Genomic DNA, 17,542 nt, shown 5'->3' with positions numbered 1-17,542 from the left:
CCCCGTGAGGCCCGGGACGCACCCACGCGTCCCGGGCCTCGCGACCGTGTGCGGTGCCGAGGGCCGCCGTGCGGGATGCCCGGCAGCATCGCGCGAAATGTCTGCGGCCGTGGTCCGGGGTCCTAACTTGACGGGCCCCCCCTGCCGTAATAGAACACGTTTCAGAAAGAGGAATCGCCAGACGCCCGATCAAGCGCCTGGTGGATCGGCGTGCCCCGGGCGGGAGGCGGGAACATCGGAAAGTCCCGCGATCGCCACGTTCGCGATGGATTCTCAGCGAACAGGGAGGGTACGCCGCTGACCGCACCCCAGGCCGTACCGACAATGAGCCGTGTCACGAGAACGCCGACCCGGCTCGCAGGAGGACCGATGGATATCGATCTGGTCGACCAGGACTTCTATTGGCGGAACGGCGCGCCGTACGAGCAGCTGGCCTGGCTACGGGCGAACGCGCCGGTCTACGCGCACCCGGGCGACACCGAGCGGGGCTGGCCCGGCTTCTGGGCGGTCACCAGGCACGCCGACGTGGTGCAGGTCTCCCGCCGCTCCGACCTGTTCTCCTCGAGCAGGAAACTCGCGCTCTTCAACGAGATGCCCGAGGACCAGATGGCCCTGCAGCGGATGATGATGCTCAACCAGGACCCGCCGGACCACACCCGGCGGCGCTCCCTGGTCAACCGGGGTTTCACCCCGCGCATGATGGGCGCCCTGGAGCAGCACATCCGCGACATCTGCCACGAGCTGGTGGACGAGGCCAAGGGACGCGGTTCGGTCGACTTCGTCAGGGACATCGCCGCCCCGCTGCCGCTGTACGTGATCTGCGAGCTGCTCGGCGCCCCCGTCGAGGACCGTGACAAGATCTTCAGCTGGTCCAACCAGATGATCGGGGCCGAGGATCCCGACTACGCGGCCGACCCCGAAGAGGGCACGAACGCGGCCATGGAGGTCTACGCCTACGCCAACGCCCTGGCCGCCGAGCGGCGCGCACAGCCCCGCGAGGACATCGTCACCAAGCTGATCATGCCCGACGCCGCCGGGGAGACGCTCACCGAGGAGGAGTTCGACCTGTTCGTGCTGCTGCTCGTGGTGGCGGGCAACGAGACCACCCGCAACGCGGCCTCGGGCGGCATGCTCGCCTTCTTCGAGAACCCCGAGCAGTGGCGGCGACTGGTCGCCGACCGCGCCCTCGCCCGCACCGCGGCCGACGAGATCGTCCGCTGGGTCTCCCCGGTGAACCTCTTCCGCCGTACGGCCACCACCGACACGACGATCGGCGGGCAGGAGGTCAAGGAGGACGACAAGATCGTGGTCTTCTACAGCTCCGCCAACCGGGACGAGGAGGTGTTCGCCGATCCCGGCGTCTTCGACATCGGTCGTGACCCCAACCCGCACATCGGCTTCGGCGGCGGCGGGGCCCACTTCTGCCTGGGCAACCATCTCGCCAAGCTGGAACTGCGGGTCCTCTTCGAGGTGCTGGCCGAGCGGCTGCCCGGCCTGGAGCAGGCCGGTGAGGCCCGCCGCCTGCGGTCCAACTTCATCAACGGCATCAAGGACCTGCCGGTCTCCGTCGCCTGAGGTCCGGCGCCGCCGGGGACGACACCGAGAACTCCACCGAGAGCGACACGGAGAACGACGCCGGAGACGGCGCCGAAAGGCCATGCGGGGCCGGGCGGCCCCGCATGGCCTTTCTCGTGCCGACATGCCGGCGGCTGCGGTGATGTCGGTGGCATGGGGAAAGGCCGGAGAGATCCCCGCCTCTCCGGCTCGTCCAGCGGGTCACAGGGGTGACAACGCCCCCACCTTTTAAACATTTTGTTGAACACTAGATATTGACAACAAGTTGTTCGACGGCTCATCCTGGTCGCATGCCCGCTTCTCATGACGGATCATCCGACCCCTTCACGCCTCCCGACCCGGGCCTGACCCGGGCGCATCGCGAGTACGCCTCCCTGTCGCGCATCGCCGAGCGCCACGCGGCCGATGAGGGCCGGCGCCTCCGGCAGGTCCACCCCACGGTCCTCGGAGCCCACGAGGCCGTCAGGCTCGTGACGTTCCTCCTGAGCGGCAGCGCCCATCGCGAGGAGGGCGAGCCGGAGGTGGACCACGCCGACATCACCGCCGCCCTGACCCTCCTGCCCAGGGTCCGCGCGGAAATGGACGAGCTGGAGGCGTCGCTCCTCCTCATGGCGCGGGGCCGCGACCTCACCTGGCAGGAGATCGCGTTTGGTCTCGGCCTCGCCACCCCCCAGGCGGCCAAGCAACGCTACGAGCGCCTGGCGGGCCGCACCACCGCCCGGCCGGCCCAGAAGCCGGGTTGAGCGACCGGTGTTCTCCGGTGGCCTCGCGGTGCTCCTTCTTCGCATGCCGGGGTGATCGTTGCCGGTCACCGGGAGAGGAGAGGCGGCCACATGGTGTCGTTCCTCGCCGGGTTCACCCGAGTGCGGCGCTGTCCATCTCGCGTGCCGGCCTGCCGGAGCTCTTGTTCTCGTCCGAGGTCGGCAGGCCCGCGGAAGCCAGCAGAGCCAGCTTTTCCGCATCGCTGGACCCGGCTTCCGGGTGATACACGACGAGCATCAGGCCCTCGGTTCCGCCTATGCCCAGTCGTTCCCGGTTGAGGGTCAGTTCCCCGACCTGCGGGTGGTTGATCCGCATCAGCGACCCGCGCTGCCCGCGGACCTCGTGGCGGGCCCAGAGCCGACGGAAATGGGGACTCGCCAGTGAGAGTTCTCCGGTGAGCTCGATGAAGCGAGGATCGTCGATGTCGTTGCCCACGGACTGCCGCAGGTTCGCGACGAGGCATTCCGTGACGTCTTTCCAGTCCGGGTGCAGAGCCTGCTCGGCCGGATCCAGGAACATGTCCCTCAGCTGGTTGCCCCCTGCGGCGAGGCCGGGAGAGAGTGCCCTGGCAAGACTGTTCGAGGCCAAGATGTCGAAGTACCGGCCTTCGATGAAAGCGGGCTGGACGAGGGAGTCCAGGAGCTTGAGGGCGCCGGGCGGCGGGATCTCCCTGGGCGGCCGGCGTCTGCGCCGCCGGGGTGCCTCCGAGACCAGGGTCCGCAGATGGGCGATGTGGTCGTCGTCGAGGTGGAGCACGCGAGCGATCGACTCGAGCACCTGCGCGGACGGGTTGCGATCGCGGCCCCGTTCCAACCGCAGGTAGTAGTCGGCGCTGATGCCGGCGAGCATGGCGACCTCCTCGCGCCGCAGCCCGGGCACACGCCGCACACCGACGCCGGGAATGCCCGCCTGCTGAGGCGTCACCAGCTCGCGCCGGGCACGCAGGTACGCGCCGAGGGCGTTCGTCGTCGCGCTCATGAGGCCGGCCCAGGACTCCGCGAGGCGCACAGAGGGGGCCCTGTCACACCCCAGGCTCGAGAGGGCTCTGGTCGAGGCGAGTAGCTCCGCATAGCGTGCTCAACGGTCCGCTCGGGCCACATATTTCGCGAGGAGTGACATGACCGTCACACTGATCACCGGGGCCAACAAGGGCATCGGTTTCGAGACAGCCAAGCAGCTTCTGGAGCTGGGGCACGTCGTCTACCTCGGTGCGCGTGACGTCGAGCGAGGCGAGAAGGCCGCGGCGGCGCTGGGCGCACGATTCGTGCAGCTCGATGTGACCGACGACGCGTCGGTGAACAACGCGCTGGCGACGATCGATGCGGCCGAGGGCCGGCTCGACGTCCTGGTGCACAACGCGGGCATCCTCGGGGACGGAGCCGGCGACGGCCCCACGGCTCTGCGAGTCTTCGACACCAACGCGGTGGGAATCGTGCGCGTCACGGAGGCGGCGCTTCCCCTGCTGCGCAGATCCTCGAACCCCACCGTGGTCACCGTCTCGAGCAGCGCCGGGTCGTTCTGGGCGGTGAACAACCCCGACCGGCCGGAGTTCCACGTGAGGGCTGCGCTTTACTCCGCGTCCAAGGCAGCGGCTACCATGCTCACGGTCCAGTACGCCAAGTCCCAGCCGGGCATCAAGTTCAACGCGCTCGAGCCGGGCTTCACCGCCACCGACATGACCGCCGGCCTGCCTTTCGAAGGTGGAAGATCACCGGAAGAGAGCGCCAGAACCGTCGTGCGTCTGGCGACTCTCGCCGCGGACGGCCCGACAGGAAGGTTCCAGGACGAGGCCGGGGAACTGCGCTGGTGAGCGCGCAGGAACGATCGAGGGGTTCGGGGTGTTCGCCGGCGAGTCCGGATGGGTGACGCGTCGTAAGACCTCGGAAGAGGTCTGGGCCGTGCCGGAGCCACTGCCGAAGCCGCTGCCGAAGCCGAAGGAAACCGGGGCAGGCCGTGCCGGATCGGCGCCCGTCCGATGAACCCGCTCGCGGAGCGTGCCGGCGGTGGGCCGGGCGTCGCCCGCCCGGCCTGCGCCTCAGGAAGGGCGAACCTCCCCTCGACGCCGGAGCAGTTCCTCGATCAGGTCGGCCGCGCGGACGGTGCCGCCCTCGCCCCGGACCTCGTCCTGGAGCTTCGCCAGCCGCGCCGCCACCTCCGGGTCGGAGGTGAGGTCGAGCAGGGCGGCGCGCAGCGCCTCGGGGGTGGCCTCCTCGGTGTCGATCCGGCGGCCGACCCCGAGCTCCACGAGCCTGTCGGCGTTGCCGAACTGGTCGGCGGCCTGCGGGACGGCGATCATCGGGACGCCGCAGTACAGGCCCTCCTGGGTGCCGCCCATGCCCGCGTGGGTGACGAACGCGTCGGCCTGCTCCAGGATCGAGAGCTGCGACACCCAGGGGTGCACCTCGACGTTGGCGGGGATCACCCCGAGTTCCGCCCGGTCCACGAACTTTCCGACCTGGAGGACGACGTGCCAGCCGGGCAGGTCGCCGAAGGCCGCCAGGCAGGAGCGGTAGAAGCCCGGCAGGTTGGTGAAGGCCGACCCCAGGGAGACGAGCAGCACCTTCTCCGCGCCCTCGGGGCGGACCCAGGGTTCCTGGTGGGAGCGGGTGGCGAAGCAGGGTCCGGTGAAGGTGATCCGGGCGGGATCGACCCGGTCGGCGTTGGGCTGCATGACCTTCGGGATGAGCGCCAGTGCCCGTGGCGGGCGGCCCCCGAAGTCATCGGAGTCGATGCCGTGGATGCCGTTGTCGCGCAGCCACTCCTCGAACCGCCGGTAGTGCTCGGCCCCGCCCGGAGCCCTCCTCAGCTCCTCGAGCATCGGCGCCATGTCCTCCCGGTAGCCCTCCCAGCCCACGTAGGTCGGCGAGAGCTGCATCAGGGGGATGTCCCAGTTCTCCGCGAGCACCCGGGCGGTGTAGCCCCCGATGTCGTAGAGGAACAGGTCGGGCCGGTCGTTCTCGTACGCGGCGCGGAGCTGCGGCAGCATCGAGATCGCGTCGTCGAGGAAGACGTCGAGCTGGGCGATCGGGTCCTCCGGCCACTCGGCGGTGTCGCCCATGGGCAGGGTCGAGGTGTACGGGACGAACTCGGCGCCGGCGCCGGTGATCACCTCGGCGAAGGAGGGGTCGTTGGCGTAGGTCACCCGGTGCCCGCGCGCCACCAGCTCCCTGATCACCTCGATGCTCGGGTTCACGTGGCCCGGCGCGGGGATGCTGACCATCGCGATGTGCGCACGTCGGGGCATGGTTTCTCCTCTGTCGGATCTTCGGGGTATCGCGAGAAACGATACGTTCCGTCTCGTCGATGGGTACAGCATCACCCCTGCCGTGCACGATGTCAAGACGAGACGTTCCGGCTCGCCTAGCGGGCGAGAGCCCGCCGGGTCAGGCCGGGCGGGTCAGGCCGGGCCACTTCGGGACCGCTTAAGGGCCCCTTCGACACCGCTTCGAGGTCACCCGGAGCCGTCCCGGCGCCGGGGCGACTCCGGGCCGGGGCGGGGGCGGGGCCGCTCCGGGCGAGCCCACGGACGGAAAAAGGCCCCGGGAACGGGAGGCCCGGGGACAGGAGGCTCGGGGACGGGAGGCTCAGGGCCAGGAGGAGTCCTGGTCGGGGTCGCCGCCCTCGGAGAGCAGCTTGACGTCCGACTCGACCATCATCGCCACGAGTTCCTCGAAGGTGACCGTGGGCTCCCAGCCGAGCTGGACGCGGGCCTTCTTCGGGTCGGCGCACAGCAGGTCGACCTCCGCCGGACGGTGCAGGTTCTGGTCGGTGACCACGTACCGCTCCCAGTCGAGCCCGGCGGCGGTGAAGGCGGCCTCCACGAGGTCGCGGACGGTGTGGGTGCGGCCGGTGCCGATCACGTAGTCCTCCGGCGTGTCCGCCTGGAGCATCAGGTGCATCGCGCGGACGTAGTCTCCGGCGAACCCCCAGTCGCGCCGCGCCTCCATGTTGCCCAGGCGCAGCTCGGAGGCGAGGCCGAGCTTGATCCTGGCCACGCCGAGCGTCACCTTCCTGGTGACGAACTCGGCTCCCCGGCGCGGGGACTCGTGGTTGAACAGGATCCCCGACACCGCGTACATGCCGTAGGACTCGCGGTAGTTCTGCGTCAGGAAGTGCCCGTACGCCTTGGCCACCCCGTACGGCGAGCGGGGGTGAAAGGGGGTGATCTCGGTCTGCGGGGTCTCGCGGACCTGGCCGAACATCTCCGAGGAGGAGGCCTGGTAGAACCGGATCTGGCCCGAGCCCGCCGCCGTGCGCGAGGAGGAGATGCCCGAGCAGACCCGGATGGCCTCGAGCATGCGCAGCACGCCCATGCCGGTCACCTCCGCGGTGAGCTCGGCCTGCTCCCACGACATGGGGACGAAGGAGATGGCGCCCAGGTTGTAGACCTCGTCGGGCTGGACCTTCTCGACGGCGGAGATCAGCGAGCCCTGGTCGAGCAGGTCACCCCGGACGAGCTGGACGTCCTGGAGAAGCTTGCGAAGCCGTGACACGCGGGGGTTGGCCTGCCCTCGGGCGAGGCCGGAGACCTCGTAGCCCTGACTGAGCAGGCACTCGGCCAGATAGGAACCGTCCTGCCCGGTGATACCGGTGATCAGCGCGCGCCTGGCCAACGCGTCCTCCTCGCTTGCGGGGGCGGCGACCTATGCCTGGTCTTGTGCCGTTTGATGGCGAATGTACCCGCACACCCCCCGGCGGGCACCAGCACCCCACGGCACAGCACACCTAGAACGCGTTACACCGAATCACGCTCGGTAAGGCTAACTTCCCAGTTCGCACCCTGTGAAGCACGATCTAGGAACAATTCCACATCAAGTAGAACAGAGCCCATGAATGGTAGGGTCCGAGGACTAAGGTCATCTTTCACGGTACCTGTCCCCTTTTCGGACAGGTTGAGAAGGGGGTTGCCGTGCCGGGTGCTGAATCACTGCGCGTCGCGCTGCTGTCGTACCGCAGCAAGCCGACCTGTGGTGGGCAGGGCGTCTACCTGCGTCATCTCAGCCGCGAGCTGGTCGCCCTGGGGCACAGCGTGGAGGTCTTCTCCGGCCAGCCCTACCCGGAGCTCGACGAGGGCGTCGTCCTCACCAAGATTCCCAGCCTGGATCTGTACCGCGACGAGGACCCCTTCCGCACCCCCGGACTGCGGGAGTACCGCGACTGGATCGACCTGCTCGAGGTCGGCACCATGTGGACCGCCGGATTCCCCGAGCCGCTCACCTTCAGCCTGCGGGCGTACCGCGAGCTGAAGAAGCGCGTCGGCGACTTCGACGTCGTGCAGGACAACCAGACCCTCGGCTACGGCGTGCTCGGCATCCAGAAGCTGTTCCCGGTGGTCGGGACCATCCACCACCCGATCAGCGTGGACCGGCGCATCGAGCTGAAGGCCGCGACGCTGCGCAAGAAGATCCCCATGCGGCGCTGGTACGGCTTCGTGCGCATGCAGGCCAAGGTCGCGCCGCGGCTCAACCCGATCCTGACCGTCAGCGAGTCGTCCCTCGCCGACATCCACCGCGACTTCAACGTGCCGCAGAAGAACATGCGGCTCATCCCGCTGGGCGTCGACACCCGCTACTTCCACCCGCGCCCGGAGATGCCCAAGCGGCCCGGCTCCATCGTCGCGGTGGCCAGCGCCGACTCCCCGATGAAGGGCGTCGCGACGCTGCTGCGGGCGGTGGCGAAGCTCGCCACCGAGCGCGACGTCAACCTCACCGTGGTCAGCAGGCCCACCCCCGGCGGCCCGACCGAGAAGCTCGTCGCCGAGCTGGCGCTGCAGGACCGGGTCAGGTTCGTCCACGGCATCTCCGACACCGAGCTGGGCGAGCTGATCGCCACCTCCGAGATCTCGGTCGTCCCCTCCCTGTACGAGGGCTTCTCGCTCCCGGCCGTCGAGCACATGGCCTGCGGCACCCCGCTGGTCGCCAGCCGTACCGGGGCGCTGCCCGAGGTCGTCGGCGACGCCGCCGTGCAGGTGGCGCCGGGCGACCCCGAGGAACTGGCCGCGGTGCTGCGCCGCCTGCACGACTCCCCCGAGGAGCGGGCGGCGGTGGGCAGGAAGGGCTACGACCGGGTGATGGAGCGCTTCACCTGGAACGTCGTCGCCAAGCGGACCGTGGAGGCCTACCACGAGGCCATCCAGGCCCGCCGCGCGACGTGAGCGACACCCCCGAACGAGACCACCTGTGAAGAGGAGCGGCGAGTGCTGACTGTCGACTTCGACCGGCTGCCCGTGGGACCGGGGAACCGAGTCCTGGACCTGGGCTGTGGCGGCGGACGGCATGCCTTCGAGGTGCTGCGGCGCGGTGCCGACGTGGTGGCCTTCGACATGGACGCCAAGGAGCTGGAGGGCGTGGCGAGCATGTTCGCCGCGATGGACAAGGCCGGGGAGGTGCCGCCCGAGGCGACGGCGGACACCGTGACGGGCGACGCGCTCGACATGCCGTTCGAGGACGGCAGCTTCGACCGGGTGATCGCGGCCGAGGTGCTGGAGCACATCCCCGACGACATGGCCGCGATGCGCGAGATCTTCCGGGTGCTCAAGCCGGGCGGCCAGGCGGCCGTCACCGTGCCGAGCTTCCTGCCCGAACGGATCTGCTGGGCACTCGACGAGGCGTACCACACCGCTCCCGGCGGGCACGTCCGCATCTACACGCTGGCCGAGCTGAGCGCGAAGCTCAAGTCGACGGGCTTCACCGTCGGCCCGCACCACCACGCCCACGGCCTGCACGCGCCGTACTGGTGGATCAAGTGCGCGGTCGGCGTCGGCAACGACGACCACCCGCTCGCCAAGGCGTACCACGAGCTGCTGGTCTGGGACATCATGAAGCGTCCCGCCGCCACCAGGATCGCCGAGGCGGTGCTCAACCCGCTCATCGGCAAGAGCGTGGTGCTCTACGTCCGGAAGCCTGCGTGAACTCTGAGGGAGAAGCGGTGAGCGGCTCCATGGGGTGGGAAATGCAGTGGGAACAGGTCGTCCGGACCGCGTGGAGCATCGCGGCGGTGCAGGAGCCCGACGGCGGCGTCCCGTGGCCCGAGGGGCACGTGGACGCCTGGAACCACGTCGAGTGCCTGATGGCGATGAGCGTGGCGGGACTCACCGACCCGGTTCGCCGGGGGTACGACTGGCTGGCCCGCACGCAGCGGGCCGACGGTTCCTGGCCGATGAAGCTGGTCGGCGGCGAGGCCGTCGAACAGGGCGGGGAGTCCAACCACGCCGCGTACGTCGCGGTCGGCGTCCGGCACGAGCTGCTGGTGACCGGGGACGAGGAATTCGCGCGGCGGATGTGGCCGGTCGTCCGGGCGGCGCTGGACTTCGTGGTCGGCCTGCAGACCACCCGGGGTGAGATCGTCTGGGAGCGCGCGGCCGACGGCAGGCCCGCCGAATACGCCCTGCTGACCGGCTGCGCCTCCATCCACCAGGGCCTGCGCTGCGGCGTGCTGCTCGGCGAGCACCTGGGCGATCCGCAACCCGACTGGGAGCTCGCCGCCGACCAGCTCGGCCACGTGCTGGCCGCCCACCCCGAGGCGTTCGCCGACAAGAGCCGCTTCTCGATGGACTGGTACTACCCGATCCTGGGCGGCGCGGTACGCGGCCCGGCCGCGGAGGCGCGGCTGGCCGAGGAGTGGGACACGTTCGTGGAACCGGACCTCGGCATCCGCTGCGTCTCCGACCAGCCGTGGGTGACCGGCGCCGAGACGTGCGAGCTGGTGCTGGCCCTCGACGCCCTGGGCGACCGGGAGCGGGCGTCGAAGCTCTTCTCGGACATGCAGCACCTGCGGCACGAGGACGGCTCGTACTGGACCGGCTGGCAGTTCGTGAACGAGAAGCACTTCCCGCACGAGCGCTCGGCCTACACCGCGGCCGCGGTCGTGCTCGCCGCCGACGCGCTGGCCGGGCACACCCCCGCCTCGGGCATCTTCCGCGACGCGGGCGCGTACGTGACCGACCGGCCCACCGCCGCCTGCGGCTGCAGCCACGCCCGTTCCAGGGGCTGACCCCCGGTCCCGCACCTCCCGTCACGACCCGTCCACGACCCCGGCATCGACCCCGGCCGCGGGGAGGTGGCGCGGAGCCCCGGTCGGCGGGCCCGGCGGGGACTCCCGGCCGGGCCTGCGGCGTTTTCTTTGCACGGAATCAGAAACGCGGTGCTTGAAGGGCCGGAGGCGGCTCACTACGTTCGGGTCCGTGAGTAACGCGGAGGGCACTCGGACGGTGGCTCAGAGCGACGACGCGGAGACGTCCGACGCGAGAACCGGCACCGAGGCCGTCGACCCGCCGGACCTCCCGGCGCCCTCCCACACTCCGGACCTCCCGACGCCTCCCGGCACGCCGGACACTTCGGGTCCTCCCGATCCCGCCGACCTCCCACCCCCGCCGGAAGCGCCGGAAGCGCCGACTCCTCCCGCCCTCCCGGACCTTCAGGACCTTCAGGACTCCCCGGCCTCCCCTCCGTCCCACCGCGAACCCCCGCGTCCTTTCGAGCCCCCGCACCCGCCCGAAGCCTCGAAGAACCCGCCCGAGTCCTCGGATCCGCCGGAAGCGCCGGATCCGTCCCCGCCTCCGGAGCCCCGGGAGTCCCTCACCCCGGTCAGGCCGAAGGGCATGGCCCGGCTGCTGTGGCAGGACCCGGCCCGGATGGGGTTCGGGGTGCGGCGGTTCCGGCTGGGGCCGGCGCGCGAGCTCCTGGAGGGCGCGGGCGGGGCGTTCGTCTCCGGCTTCAACGCGGTGGTCGCCGGGGAGACCGAGCGGATCGACGACCTCCGCGAGGACCTGCGCGGCTTCGCGTACGAGGGCGCGGGCATGGCCTGCGCCACCCTCGACGTGCTCACCCTCACCGGCGGGCGCCGGCTCAGGGAGCTGCTGAGCGGGCAGGGCCTGCGCCACCCGCACCTCATCCACATGGGCACCGGCCGGGCGTACGCCCGCATGCGGCTGCGGCCGATGTGGGGCGTCCACTCGGTGCATCCGCTGCTGCGCTGGCTGGCCCACGACGGCTTCGGCTTCCACCAGGGTTTCTTCTCCTCCGACCGGACGGTGGGACGCCAGCGCACGGCCGGGCTGATGGACCGGACGCGGCGGGCGATCTTCGACCAGGGGCTGGGGCGGATGCTCTGGTTCCACGAGTGCGCGGGGGCGGGCGACGTCGTGCTGCGCGTCACCGAGTTCCCCGCGGGACGCCGCGCCGACCTGTGGAGCGGGGTGGGCCTGGCCGCCACGTACACCGGGGGCGCGAGCACCGCGGACCTGGGACGGCTGGCCTCGGCCGCGGCCGAGGACGGCTTCCGCGCCCACCTCGCCCAGGGCTGCGCCTTCGCCTGCGCCGCCCGGCTGATCTCGGCCGTCGTCCCCGAGCACACCGTCGCCGCCGCCCCCGTGCTGTGCGGGGCCGAGGTGGACGAGGCGGCGGGCTGGACCGACACCGCGCTCGTCGCGCTGGGCCACAACGCGCACAGCGACGACCACTACCAGGCCTGGCGGGCGGGGGTCAGGAAGGCCTGGGCACGGCGCGACCGCGACTCATGACACTCATGACACCTACGACCACGCATGACCACGATTCGGAGGGCGGTGGGAACGGTGCCGGGGGTTCGCAGGTACGCGGCGGGAGTCCTGGCCCTGGTGGCCGCGACCGCCGGGTGGAGGCTGACCGCCCTGCCGGACGCCTCGGCCGTGGAGGCGTCCGCCGGCTTCTCCTTCCACGCGAGGCGGCTGGGCCCGCCCGCGGAGCCCGGTGACCGCGTCCTGCGGCCGGTCGCGCCGGGGTACGCGAACCTCCAAAGCCGGGTGTCGTCGCTGGGTGCCGGGGTGGCCCTGTTCGACGTGGACGACGAGGTCGTCGCCGACGACCTGTGCCTGGTCGACCCCCGCCGCGACACGGTGACCGTCAGGCCGGCGCCGGGGACCTCCCGCGGCTACCGGCCGTTCACGCTGGTACCCCCGCAGCGCGGGCGGCACGAGGCGCCGACCGGGTGCCTGCCCGCCGACCTCGACCAGGACGGCTGGGAGGACCTGGTCGTCTACTACTGGGGCCGCTCCCCCTCCCTGTTCCTGCGCGTGCCCGGGGCGCCCCCGTCCGGCGCGGCCTTCCGCCACCGCGCGCTGACCGGCGAACCGGAGATCTGGAACACCAGCGCCGCCACGGCCGGTGACTTCGACGGGGACGGCCGCCTCGACCTGGTCTTCGGCAACTACTTCCCCGACGGCGTCAGGGTGCTGGGCGGCGGCGCCGACCACGGCGACGCCGTGATGCCCGACTCGCTGTCCGCCGCCGCCAACGGGGGCGGCGACCGGCTCTACCGGGCGACGGGACCCGCGGTGTTCACCGAGGCCGAGGGGGTGTTCGACGAGGTCGAGGGCGGTGCGGGGGGCGGGGGCTGGACCCTCGCGCTGGGCGCCCAGGACCTGGACGGCGACGGGCGGCCCGAACTGTACGTGGCCAACGACTTCGGCCCCGACCACCTGCTGGTCAACGAGTCTGCGCCCGGCAGGATCCGGTTCACCGAGGCCCGGGGCACCCGGCACCTGACGACCCCGCACTCCCGGGTCCTCGGCCGCGACTCGTTCACGGGGATGGGGGTGGCCTTCACCGACCTCAACGCCGACGGCAGGCCGGACATCCTGGTGAGCAACCTCACCGGGAACCACGCGTCGCACGAGAGCAACTTCGCCTTCGTCTCACGACCCGGCGGGCTCCACGAGGGTCACGCGCCGTACGACGACCTCGGCGAGGAACTGGGGCTGAGCCGCAGCGGCTGGTCCTGGGACGTCAAGGCCGCCGACTTCGACAACGACGGCATCGACGAGATCATGCACGCGACCGGGTTCGTCAGGGGCGAGGCCGACCGGTGGGCGCGGCTGCGGGAGGCGGCCTCGGCCAACGACCTGTTCTTCTCCCGCCCCTCGCTGTGGCCGGACCTGCGGGCCGGGGACGACCTGTCGGGCCGCGACACCAACACCTTCTTCACCAGGGGCCCGGACGGCCGCTACGTGGACGTGGCGCGGCGGGCCGGTGTCAGCGGCGACGACAGTGACGACGGCGACGGCGACACGGTCAGCCGGGCGTTCGCCGTGGGCGACGTCGACGACGACGGGCGGCTGGACTTCGCGGTCGCCAACCAGTGGTCCGCGTCGGTGCTCTACCGCAACCACGGCCCGACGGCCCCGTTCGTGGGCCTGCGGCTCCGCCTCCCCGCGGGCGCCTGCGGCACGGCCACCGCGACACCCCTCGCGTGGACGCCCACGGGGCGGGCGCGACCCGGGCCGACACGGCCCGCCATCGGAGCCGTCGCCACGGTGCGCCTGCCCGGCGGGGTCACGCGCAGCAGGCAGCTCTACCCCGCCAACGGCCACAACGGCGTCTCCGCGCCCGAGCTGCTGTTCGGCCTGGGCGACGACCTGCCGGGCGCCACCGTCCCCGTCGAGATCTCCTGGAGGGACGCCTGCGGCGGCGCCCGTACCGCGTCGCTGTCCCTGGAGCCCGGCTGGCACCGGATCCTGCTGGCCGGCGGCCGCGCCGCGGAGGTCCGGCGGCCGTGAACGCCGACCGGAGGCGGGACGAGGCGTTCCGGAGGCTGGCGGAGTCCCTCACCCTGATCACCGTGCTCGGGCACACCGTGCTCGGGTTCGAGCAGTCCTGCCTGGCACCGGTGGTCGGCGTGCTCACCGGCGTGACCGCCGAGTTCGCGCTGGAGACCGTGGAGGCGTGGTCGCGGCGGCGCCCGGCCCGCTACCTCGGGGTGCCCCGCGCCCGGGTCGCCGGCTTCTTCCTGCCCTCCTACGTCTGCGGCCTGCTCTGCGCGATGCTGCTGTACGGCAACGGGCACCTGATGCCGGTCGCGCTGGCCGTCCTCGTCGGCGTCGGCGGCACGTACGTCTTCCGCGTGACGGCGCCACCGGCACCACAGGCGCCGCGGGTCCCGAAGGCGCGTGAGACGCCGGAGACGGCGAGAGAGGCCGGCGGGGCGGGGCGGACCGCCGAGGACGCGCCGGGCAGGCCGTTCCTGAACCCGGCGGCCTTCGGGGTCGTCGCCGTGCTGCTGCTGTTCCCGTGGGTCGGGCTCGCTCCGGCGTACCAGTTCACCGCGTGGGTCTCGGGGCCGTTCGACCTGGTCGTGCCGCTGGCCGTGCTGGTCTGGGGAACGGCGGTGAACGCCAGGCTCGCGGGGAGGCTGCCGCTGGTCATCGGCTGGGTCGGCGGGTTCGCCCTGCAGGCGCTGGTCAGGGGAGGGCTGACCGACGTGTCGGCGGTCGGCGCCCTGCTGCCGATGACCGGGACGGCCTTCGCCCTCTACACCGGATACATGATCATCGACCCTGCCACGTCCCCGGCCAGGCCGCGCGACCAGGTCGCGTTCGGCCTGGCCACCGCGGCGGTCTACGGGCTGCTCGTCCAGTTCCACGTCGTCTTCGGGCTGTTCCTCGCCCCGGTGGTCGTCGGTGCGGGCCGGAGTCTCCGGACGGCCCTTCACGACCGCCTCCACCCGCCCGGCGCCGGCGGTCCGGTGGCGGGCGGGTCGTCCGGGGAGCTCAGCCGATACCGGGACCGACCCGTTCGAGCACCCGCAGCGAGCCCTCCTGCCGGACCTCCTTGAACGCGCCGGAGGCGAGCACCCGCTGGTAGACGCGGTAGGGAGCCTGCCCGCCCTTGGCCGGGTCCGGGTAGATGTCGTGGAAGACCAGGGCACCACCCGGCATGACGTGCGGCGCCCACCCCTCGTAGTCCTTGGTCACCGGATCCTCGGAGTGGCCGCCGTCGATGAAGAGCATCGCCAGCGGGGTGTTCCACAGCGCGGCGACGCGCTCGGACCTGCCGACGATCGCGACGACCTCGTCCTCCAGACCGGCGGAGGCGATGGTGGCCCGGAACGTGGGCAGCGAGTCCATCTTGCCGAAGCGCAGGTCCATCAGCGTGGGGTCGTGGTGGGCCCAGCCCGGCTGGATCTCCTCGGAGCCCCGGTGGTGGTCGACGGTGAAGACGACGGACCCGGCCTGCCGGGCCCCCGCCCCGAGGTAGACGGCGGACTTCCCGCAGTAACTGCCGATCTCGCAGATCGGGCCGCGCGGGCCGTACTCGGCGGCGATCTCGAACAGCGCGATTCCCTCCTGGTGTGGCATGAAACCCTTGGCGCGCTGGGCGACGTACAGCAGGTCGGCCGGCATGGTGGCGATGCTCATCGCAGCAGACTACCGAGACCGAACAACATTCCGAATGCCCTTGCCCGACCTTGTGGAACGTGTTCTACTTTGCACCGTGAACCAGCGCGCCCGCATCGTGATGTCCGACGACGAGGTGACGGCTTTCGTCGGAGAGTCACGGAAGCTGCAACTCGGCACGATCAACCCTGACGGGACACCGCACATGGTGACCATGTTCTACGGGCTGACCGAGGGCAAGATCTCGTTCTGGACCTACGGCAAGGCGCAGAAGACACTCAACATCCAGCGCGACGCCCGGGTGAGCTGCCTGATCGAGGCCGGGGACGAATACTCCGACCTGCGCGGCGTCCTGGTCTACGGGGTCGCGCGGAGGATCGACGACCCCGAGGGCATCCTCGACGTCGGTATGAACGTGGCCAGACGGATGGCCGGGATGCCCGACGCGGAGGAACTCCTCACGGAGTACGTGGCCTACACCGGCCGCAAAAGGGTCGCCTTCGTGGTCGAGCCGAGTCGAGTGATCTCCTGGGATCACCGTAAGCTCGCCATTCCCGGTTAGGAGGCCCGTATGAAAATCAACGTCGACTATCTGGTCTGCGAGGCCAATGCGATCTGCATGGGACTCGCCCCGGAGGTCTTCGAGCTCGACGACGACGACCAGCTGCACCTGCTGCTGCCTGAGCCGCCGCCGGAGATGATGGACCGCGTCCGGCACGCGGTCCGGTCCTGTCCCAAAGCCGCCCTCTCCCTTGAGGAGAACTAGGAGGACCCCCCATGCGTGGTGCGCTTCTGCATGCCGTCGGCGACGACAAGCTCGACATCCGCGATGACTTCACCCTCGCACCGGTAGGCCCCACGGACGTCCGCATCAAGATCAGGGCCACCGGCGTCTGCCATTCGGACCTGTCGGTGATCAGCGGCGTGCTGCCCATGCCGCTGCCGGTGATCCCCGGTCACGAGGGCGCGGGCGTGGTCGTCGAGGTCGGCGACCACGTGACCTCGGTCCAGCCCGGCGACCACGTCATCCTCAACTGGACCCCGGCATGCGGCAGCTGCGCGAACTGCCTGGTGAACCAGCCGTTCCTGTGCATGACGTACGTGATGGACAGCTTCGTCAACGCCCGCTTCCGCTACGGCGGCGACACCCCGGCGTTCGGCATGGCCGGGTGCGGCAGCTGGTCCGAGGAGGTCGTCGTGCCCTGGCAGGGCGCGATCAAGGTCGATCCCGACGTGCCGTTCGAGGCGGCGGCCCTGATCGGCTGCGGGATCACCACCGGTGTGGGCGCGGCGCTGAACACGGCCAAGGTGCGGGCGGGCTCGACCGTCGCCGTGGTCGGCGCGGGCGGCATCGGCCTGTCGGTGATCCAGGGGGCCCGCATCTCCGGCGCCACCACGATCCTCGCGATCGACCCGCTGGAGTCCAAGCACGCCCTCGCCAAGAAGGTCGGCGCGACCCACGCCATCACCCCGGACCAGCTCATGGACGCGGTCGGCACGCTCACCGGCGGCGCCGGGTTCGACTACGGTTTCGAGGCCGTCGGCAAGTCCGCCGCCATCATGACGGCCTGGCAGGCCACCCGCCGGGGCGGCGACACAATCGTGGTGGGCGCGGGCGCGATGGACGACAACGTCCCGCTGAGCGCCTTCAGCCTGCTGTTCGAGGGCAAGAACATCCTCAGCTCGCTGTACGGCGGCTCGGACGTCCGGCGCGACTTCCCGTTCTTCGCGGGGCTCTACAAGGCGGGCAAGCTCGACCTGGAGAGCATGATCAGCTCTCGTATCAAGCTGGCCGACCTCAACGACGCGGTGGCGGCGCTCAGGGGCGGCGAGGTGCTGCGCCAGATCGTCGTCATGGACTGAGGCACGTCCGGTCCGACCCTCGGCCGGGTCACCGGGCCGCCCGCCTGAGCGGGGCGGACCGGTGGCCCGGCCGTGTTCACCGTGGTTCACCGTGCGCGTCTCAGCCTTCGGCCGGGGGTTCAGTCCGAGGAGAAGGCGGCGTCGAAGGCGGTGGTGGGCGGGGTGATGGCGTTGAGCTTGCGGATGACGGCC

Annotated in this window: 16 protein-coding genes; 12 read left to right on the top strand and 4 right to left on the bottom strand. The window is 71.1% G+C overall.

All coding sequences use genetic code 11. The features are described from left to right. The first annotated feature begins 369 nt into the window (after nucleotides 1-369). Both ACTOQ3_RS17565 and ACTOQ3_RS17560 read left to right on the top strand, forming a co-directional pair. On the top strand, nucleotides 370-1,575 hold the full coding sequence (locus ACTOQ3_RS17565; RefSeq protein ID WP_440084454.1) for a cytochrome P450: 1,206 nt from the start codon (nucleotides 370-372) through the stop codon (nucleotides 1,573-1,575). Nucleotides 1,576-1,865: 290 nt separating this feature from the next. Further along, nucleotides 1,866-2,318, top strand: coding sequence for a DNA-binding protein (locus tag ACTOQ3_RS17560; protein ID WP_440084453.1), 453 nt, complete (start codon nucleotides 1,866-1,868; stop codon nucleotides 2,316-2,318). A gap of 112 nt (nucleotides 2,319-2,430) precedes the next feature. On the opposite strand, the gene ACTOQ3_RS17555 is transcribed toward ACTOQ3_RS17560, so the two are convergent. Then, nucleotides 2,431-3,315 carry a helix-turn-helix domain-containing protein gene (locus ACTOQ3_RS17555; protein ID WP_440084452.1) on the bottom strand — a complete coding sequence of 295 codons (885 nt, stop codon included), beginning with the start codon at nucleotides 3,313-3,315 and terminating at the stop codon, nucleotides 2,431-2,433. A gap of 139 nt (nucleotides 3,316-3,454) precedes the next feature. Here ACTOQ3_RS17555 and ACTOQ3_RS17550 point away from each other — a divergent pair, with 139 nt between their 5' ends. Then, entirely contained in the window at nucleotides 3,455-4,147 is a 693-nt protein-coding gene (locus ACTOQ3_RS17550; protein WP_440084451.1) for an SDR family NAD(P)-dependent oxidoreductase, read from the top strand. 225 nt (nucleotides 4,148-4,372) lie between these two features. Here the strand turns inward: ACTOQ3_RS17550 and ACTOQ3_RS17545 are convergent, their stop codons facing one another. Continuing rightward, nucleotides 4,373-5,581 (bottom strand): macrolide family glycosyltransferase, encoded by a 1,209-nt coding sequence (locus tag ACTOQ3_RS17545; RefSeq protein WP_440084450.1) that lies wholly within the window; start codon nucleotides 5,579-5,581, stop codon nucleotides 4,373-4,375. Nucleotides 5,582-5,921: 340 nt separating this feature from the next. Next, on the bottom strand, nucleotides 5,922-6,950 hold the full coding sequence (locus ACTOQ3_RS17540) for a GDP-mannose 4,6-dehydratase (RefSeq protein WP_440084449.1): 1,029 nt from the start codon (nucleotides 6,948-6,950) through the stop codon (nucleotides 5,922-5,924). Between the two features lie 296 nt (nucleotides 6,951-7,246). On the opposite strand from ACTOQ3_RS17540, the gene ACTOQ3_RS17535 reads away from it, so the two are divergent. From ACTOQ3_RS17535 to ACTOQ3_RS17510, 6 genes are all read left to right on the top strand, one after another. Continuing rightward, nucleotides 7,247-8,491 (top strand): glycosyltransferase family 4 protein, encoded by a 1,245-nt coding sequence (locus tag ACTOQ3_RS17535; protein ID WP_440084448.1) that lies wholly within the window; start codon nucleotides 7,247-7,249, stop codon nucleotides 8,489-8,491. Between the two features lie 42 nt (nucleotides 8,492-8,533). Further along, nucleotides 8,534-9,247, top strand: a complete 714-nt coding sequence (locus tag ACTOQ3_RS17530; RefSeq protein ID WP_440084447.1) for a class I SAM-dependent methyltransferase — start codon at nucleotides 8,534-8,536, stop codon at nucleotides 9,245-9,247. Nucleotides 9,248-9,276: 29 nt separating this feature from the next. Next, nucleotides 9,277-10,329: a prenyltransferase gene (locus ACTOQ3_RS17525; protein WP_440084640.1), complete on the top strand. Its 1,053-nt coding sequence runs from the start codon at nucleotides 9,277-9,279 to the stop codon at nucleotides 10,327-10,329. 607 nt (nucleotides 10,330-10,936) lie between these two features. Next, nucleotides 10,937-11,857, top strand: coding sequence for a DUF1702 family protein (locus tag ACTOQ3_RS17520; RefSeq protein WP_440084446.1), 921 nt, complete (start codon nucleotides 10,937-10,939; stop codon nucleotides 11,855-11,857). A 24-nt stretch (nucleotides 11,858-11,881) separates the two neighbouring features. Then, entirely contained in the window at nucleotides 11,882-13,870 is a 1,989-nt protein-coding gene (locus ACTOQ3_RS17515; RefSeq protein WP_440084445.1) for a CRTAC1 family protein, read from the top strand. Then, nucleotides 13,867-14,925 carry an enediyne biosynthesis protein UnbU gene (locus ACTOQ3_RS17510; RefSeq protein WP_440084444.1) on the top strand — a complete coding sequence of 353 codons (1,059 nt, stop codon included), beginning with the start codon at nucleotides 13,867-13,869 and terminating at the stop codon, nucleotides 14,923-14,925. Before ACTOQ3_RS17515 ends, ACTOQ3_RS17510 begins: the two co-directional genes overlap by 4 nt. Here ACTOQ3_RS17510 and ACTOQ3_RS17505 read toward each other — a convergent pair. Beyond that, entirely contained in the window at nucleotides 14,861-15,508 is a 648-nt protein-coding gene (locus ACTOQ3_RS17505) for a class I SAM-dependent methyltransferase (RefSeq protein ID WP_362696934.1), read from the bottom strand. The genes ACTOQ3_RS17510 and ACTOQ3_RS17505 overlap by 65 nt on opposite strands. Before the next feature lie 76 nt (nucleotides 15,509-15,584). Here ACTOQ3_RS17505 and ACTOQ3_RS17500 point away from each other — a divergent pair, with 76 nt between their 5' ends. From ACTOQ3_RS17500 to ACTOQ3_RS17490, 3 genes are read left to right on the top strand one after another with little or no spacing between them, the layout of a single operon-like run. Next, entirely contained in the window at nucleotides 15,585-16,049 is a 465-nt protein-coding gene (locus tag ACTOQ3_RS17500) for a pyridoxamine 5'-phosphate oxidase family protein (RefSeq protein WP_362696936.1), read from the top strand. Nucleotides 16,050-16,058: 9 nt separating this feature from the next. Beyond that, nucleotides 16,059-16,253, top strand: coding sequence for a ferredoxin (locus tag ACTOQ3_RS17495; protein ID WP_362696938.1), 195 nt, complete (start codon nucleotides 16,059-16,061; stop codon nucleotides 16,251-16,253). An 11-nt stretch (nucleotides 16,254-16,264) separates the two neighbouring features. Then, nucleotides 16,265-17,350 (top strand): alcohol dehydrogenase catalytic domain-containing protein, encoded by a 1,086-nt coding sequence (locus ACTOQ3_RS17490; protein ID WP_440084443.1) that lies wholly within the window; start codon nucleotides 16,265-16,267, stop codon nucleotides 17,348-17,350. The last annotated feature ends 192 nt before the right edge of the window (nucleotides 17,351-17,542 follow it).

It is taken from the genome of Streptosporangium sp. LJ11 (assembly GCF_051918945.1).
In the GTDB taxonomy this organism is placed as follows: Bacteria; Actinomycetota; Actinomycetes; order Streptosporangiales; family Streptosporangiaceae; genus Streptosporangium.
This window is presented reverse-complemented; position numbering and strand designations above follow the sequence as displayed.

What these genes read in the sequence shown, in the direction of transcription:
- ACTOQ3_RS17495 (WP_362696938.1), top strand. Translation starts at nt 16,059, where the DNA reads ATGAAAATCAACGTCGACTATCTGGTCTGCGAGGCCAATGCGATCTGC.
- ACTOQ3_RS17565 (WP_440084454.1), top strand. Translation starts at nt 370, where the DNA reads ATGGATATCGATCTGGTCGACCAGGACTTCTATTGGCGGAACGGCGCG.
- ACTOQ3_RS17555 (WP_440084452.1), bottom strand. Translation starts at nt 3,315, where the DNA reads ATGAGCGCGACGACGAACGCCCTCGGCGCGTACCTGCGTGCCCGGCGC.
- ACTOQ3_RS17505 (WP_362696934.1), bottom strand. Translation starts at nt 15,508, where the DNA reads ATGAGCATCGCCACCATGCCGGCCGACCTGCTGTACGTCGCCCAGCGC.
- ACTOQ3_RS17545 (WP_440084450.1), bottom strand. Translation starts at nt 5,581, where the DNA reads ATGCCCCGACGTGCGCACATCGCGATGGTCAGCATCCCCGCGCCGGGC.
- ACTOQ3_RS17560 (WP_440084453.1), top strand. Translation starts at nt 1,866, where the DNA reads ATGCCCGCTTCTCATGACGGATCATCCGACCCCTTCACGCCTCCCGAC.
- ACTOQ3_RS17490 (WP_440084443.1), top strand. Translation starts at nt 16,265, where the DNA reads ATGCGTGGTGCGCTTCTGCATGCCGTCGGCGACGACAAGCTCGACATC.
- ACTOQ3_RS17520 (WP_440084446.1), top strand. Translation starts at nt 10,937, where the DNA reads ATGGCCCGGCTGCTGTGGCAGGACCCGGCCCGGATGGGGTTCGGGGTG.
- ACTOQ3_RS17515 (WP_440084445.1), top strand. Translation starts at nt 11,882, where the DNA reads ATGACCACGATTCGGAGGGCGGTGGGAACGGTGCCGGGGGTTCGCAGG.
- ACTOQ3_RS17550 (WP_440084451.1), top strand. Translation starts at nt 3,455, where the DNA reads ATGACCGTCACACTGATCACCGGGGCCAACAAGGGCATCGGTTTCGAG.
- ACTOQ3_RS17525 (WP_440084640.1), top strand. Translation starts at nt 9,277, where the DNA reads ATGGGGTGGGAAATGCAGTGGGAACAGGTCGTCCGGACCGCGTGGAGC.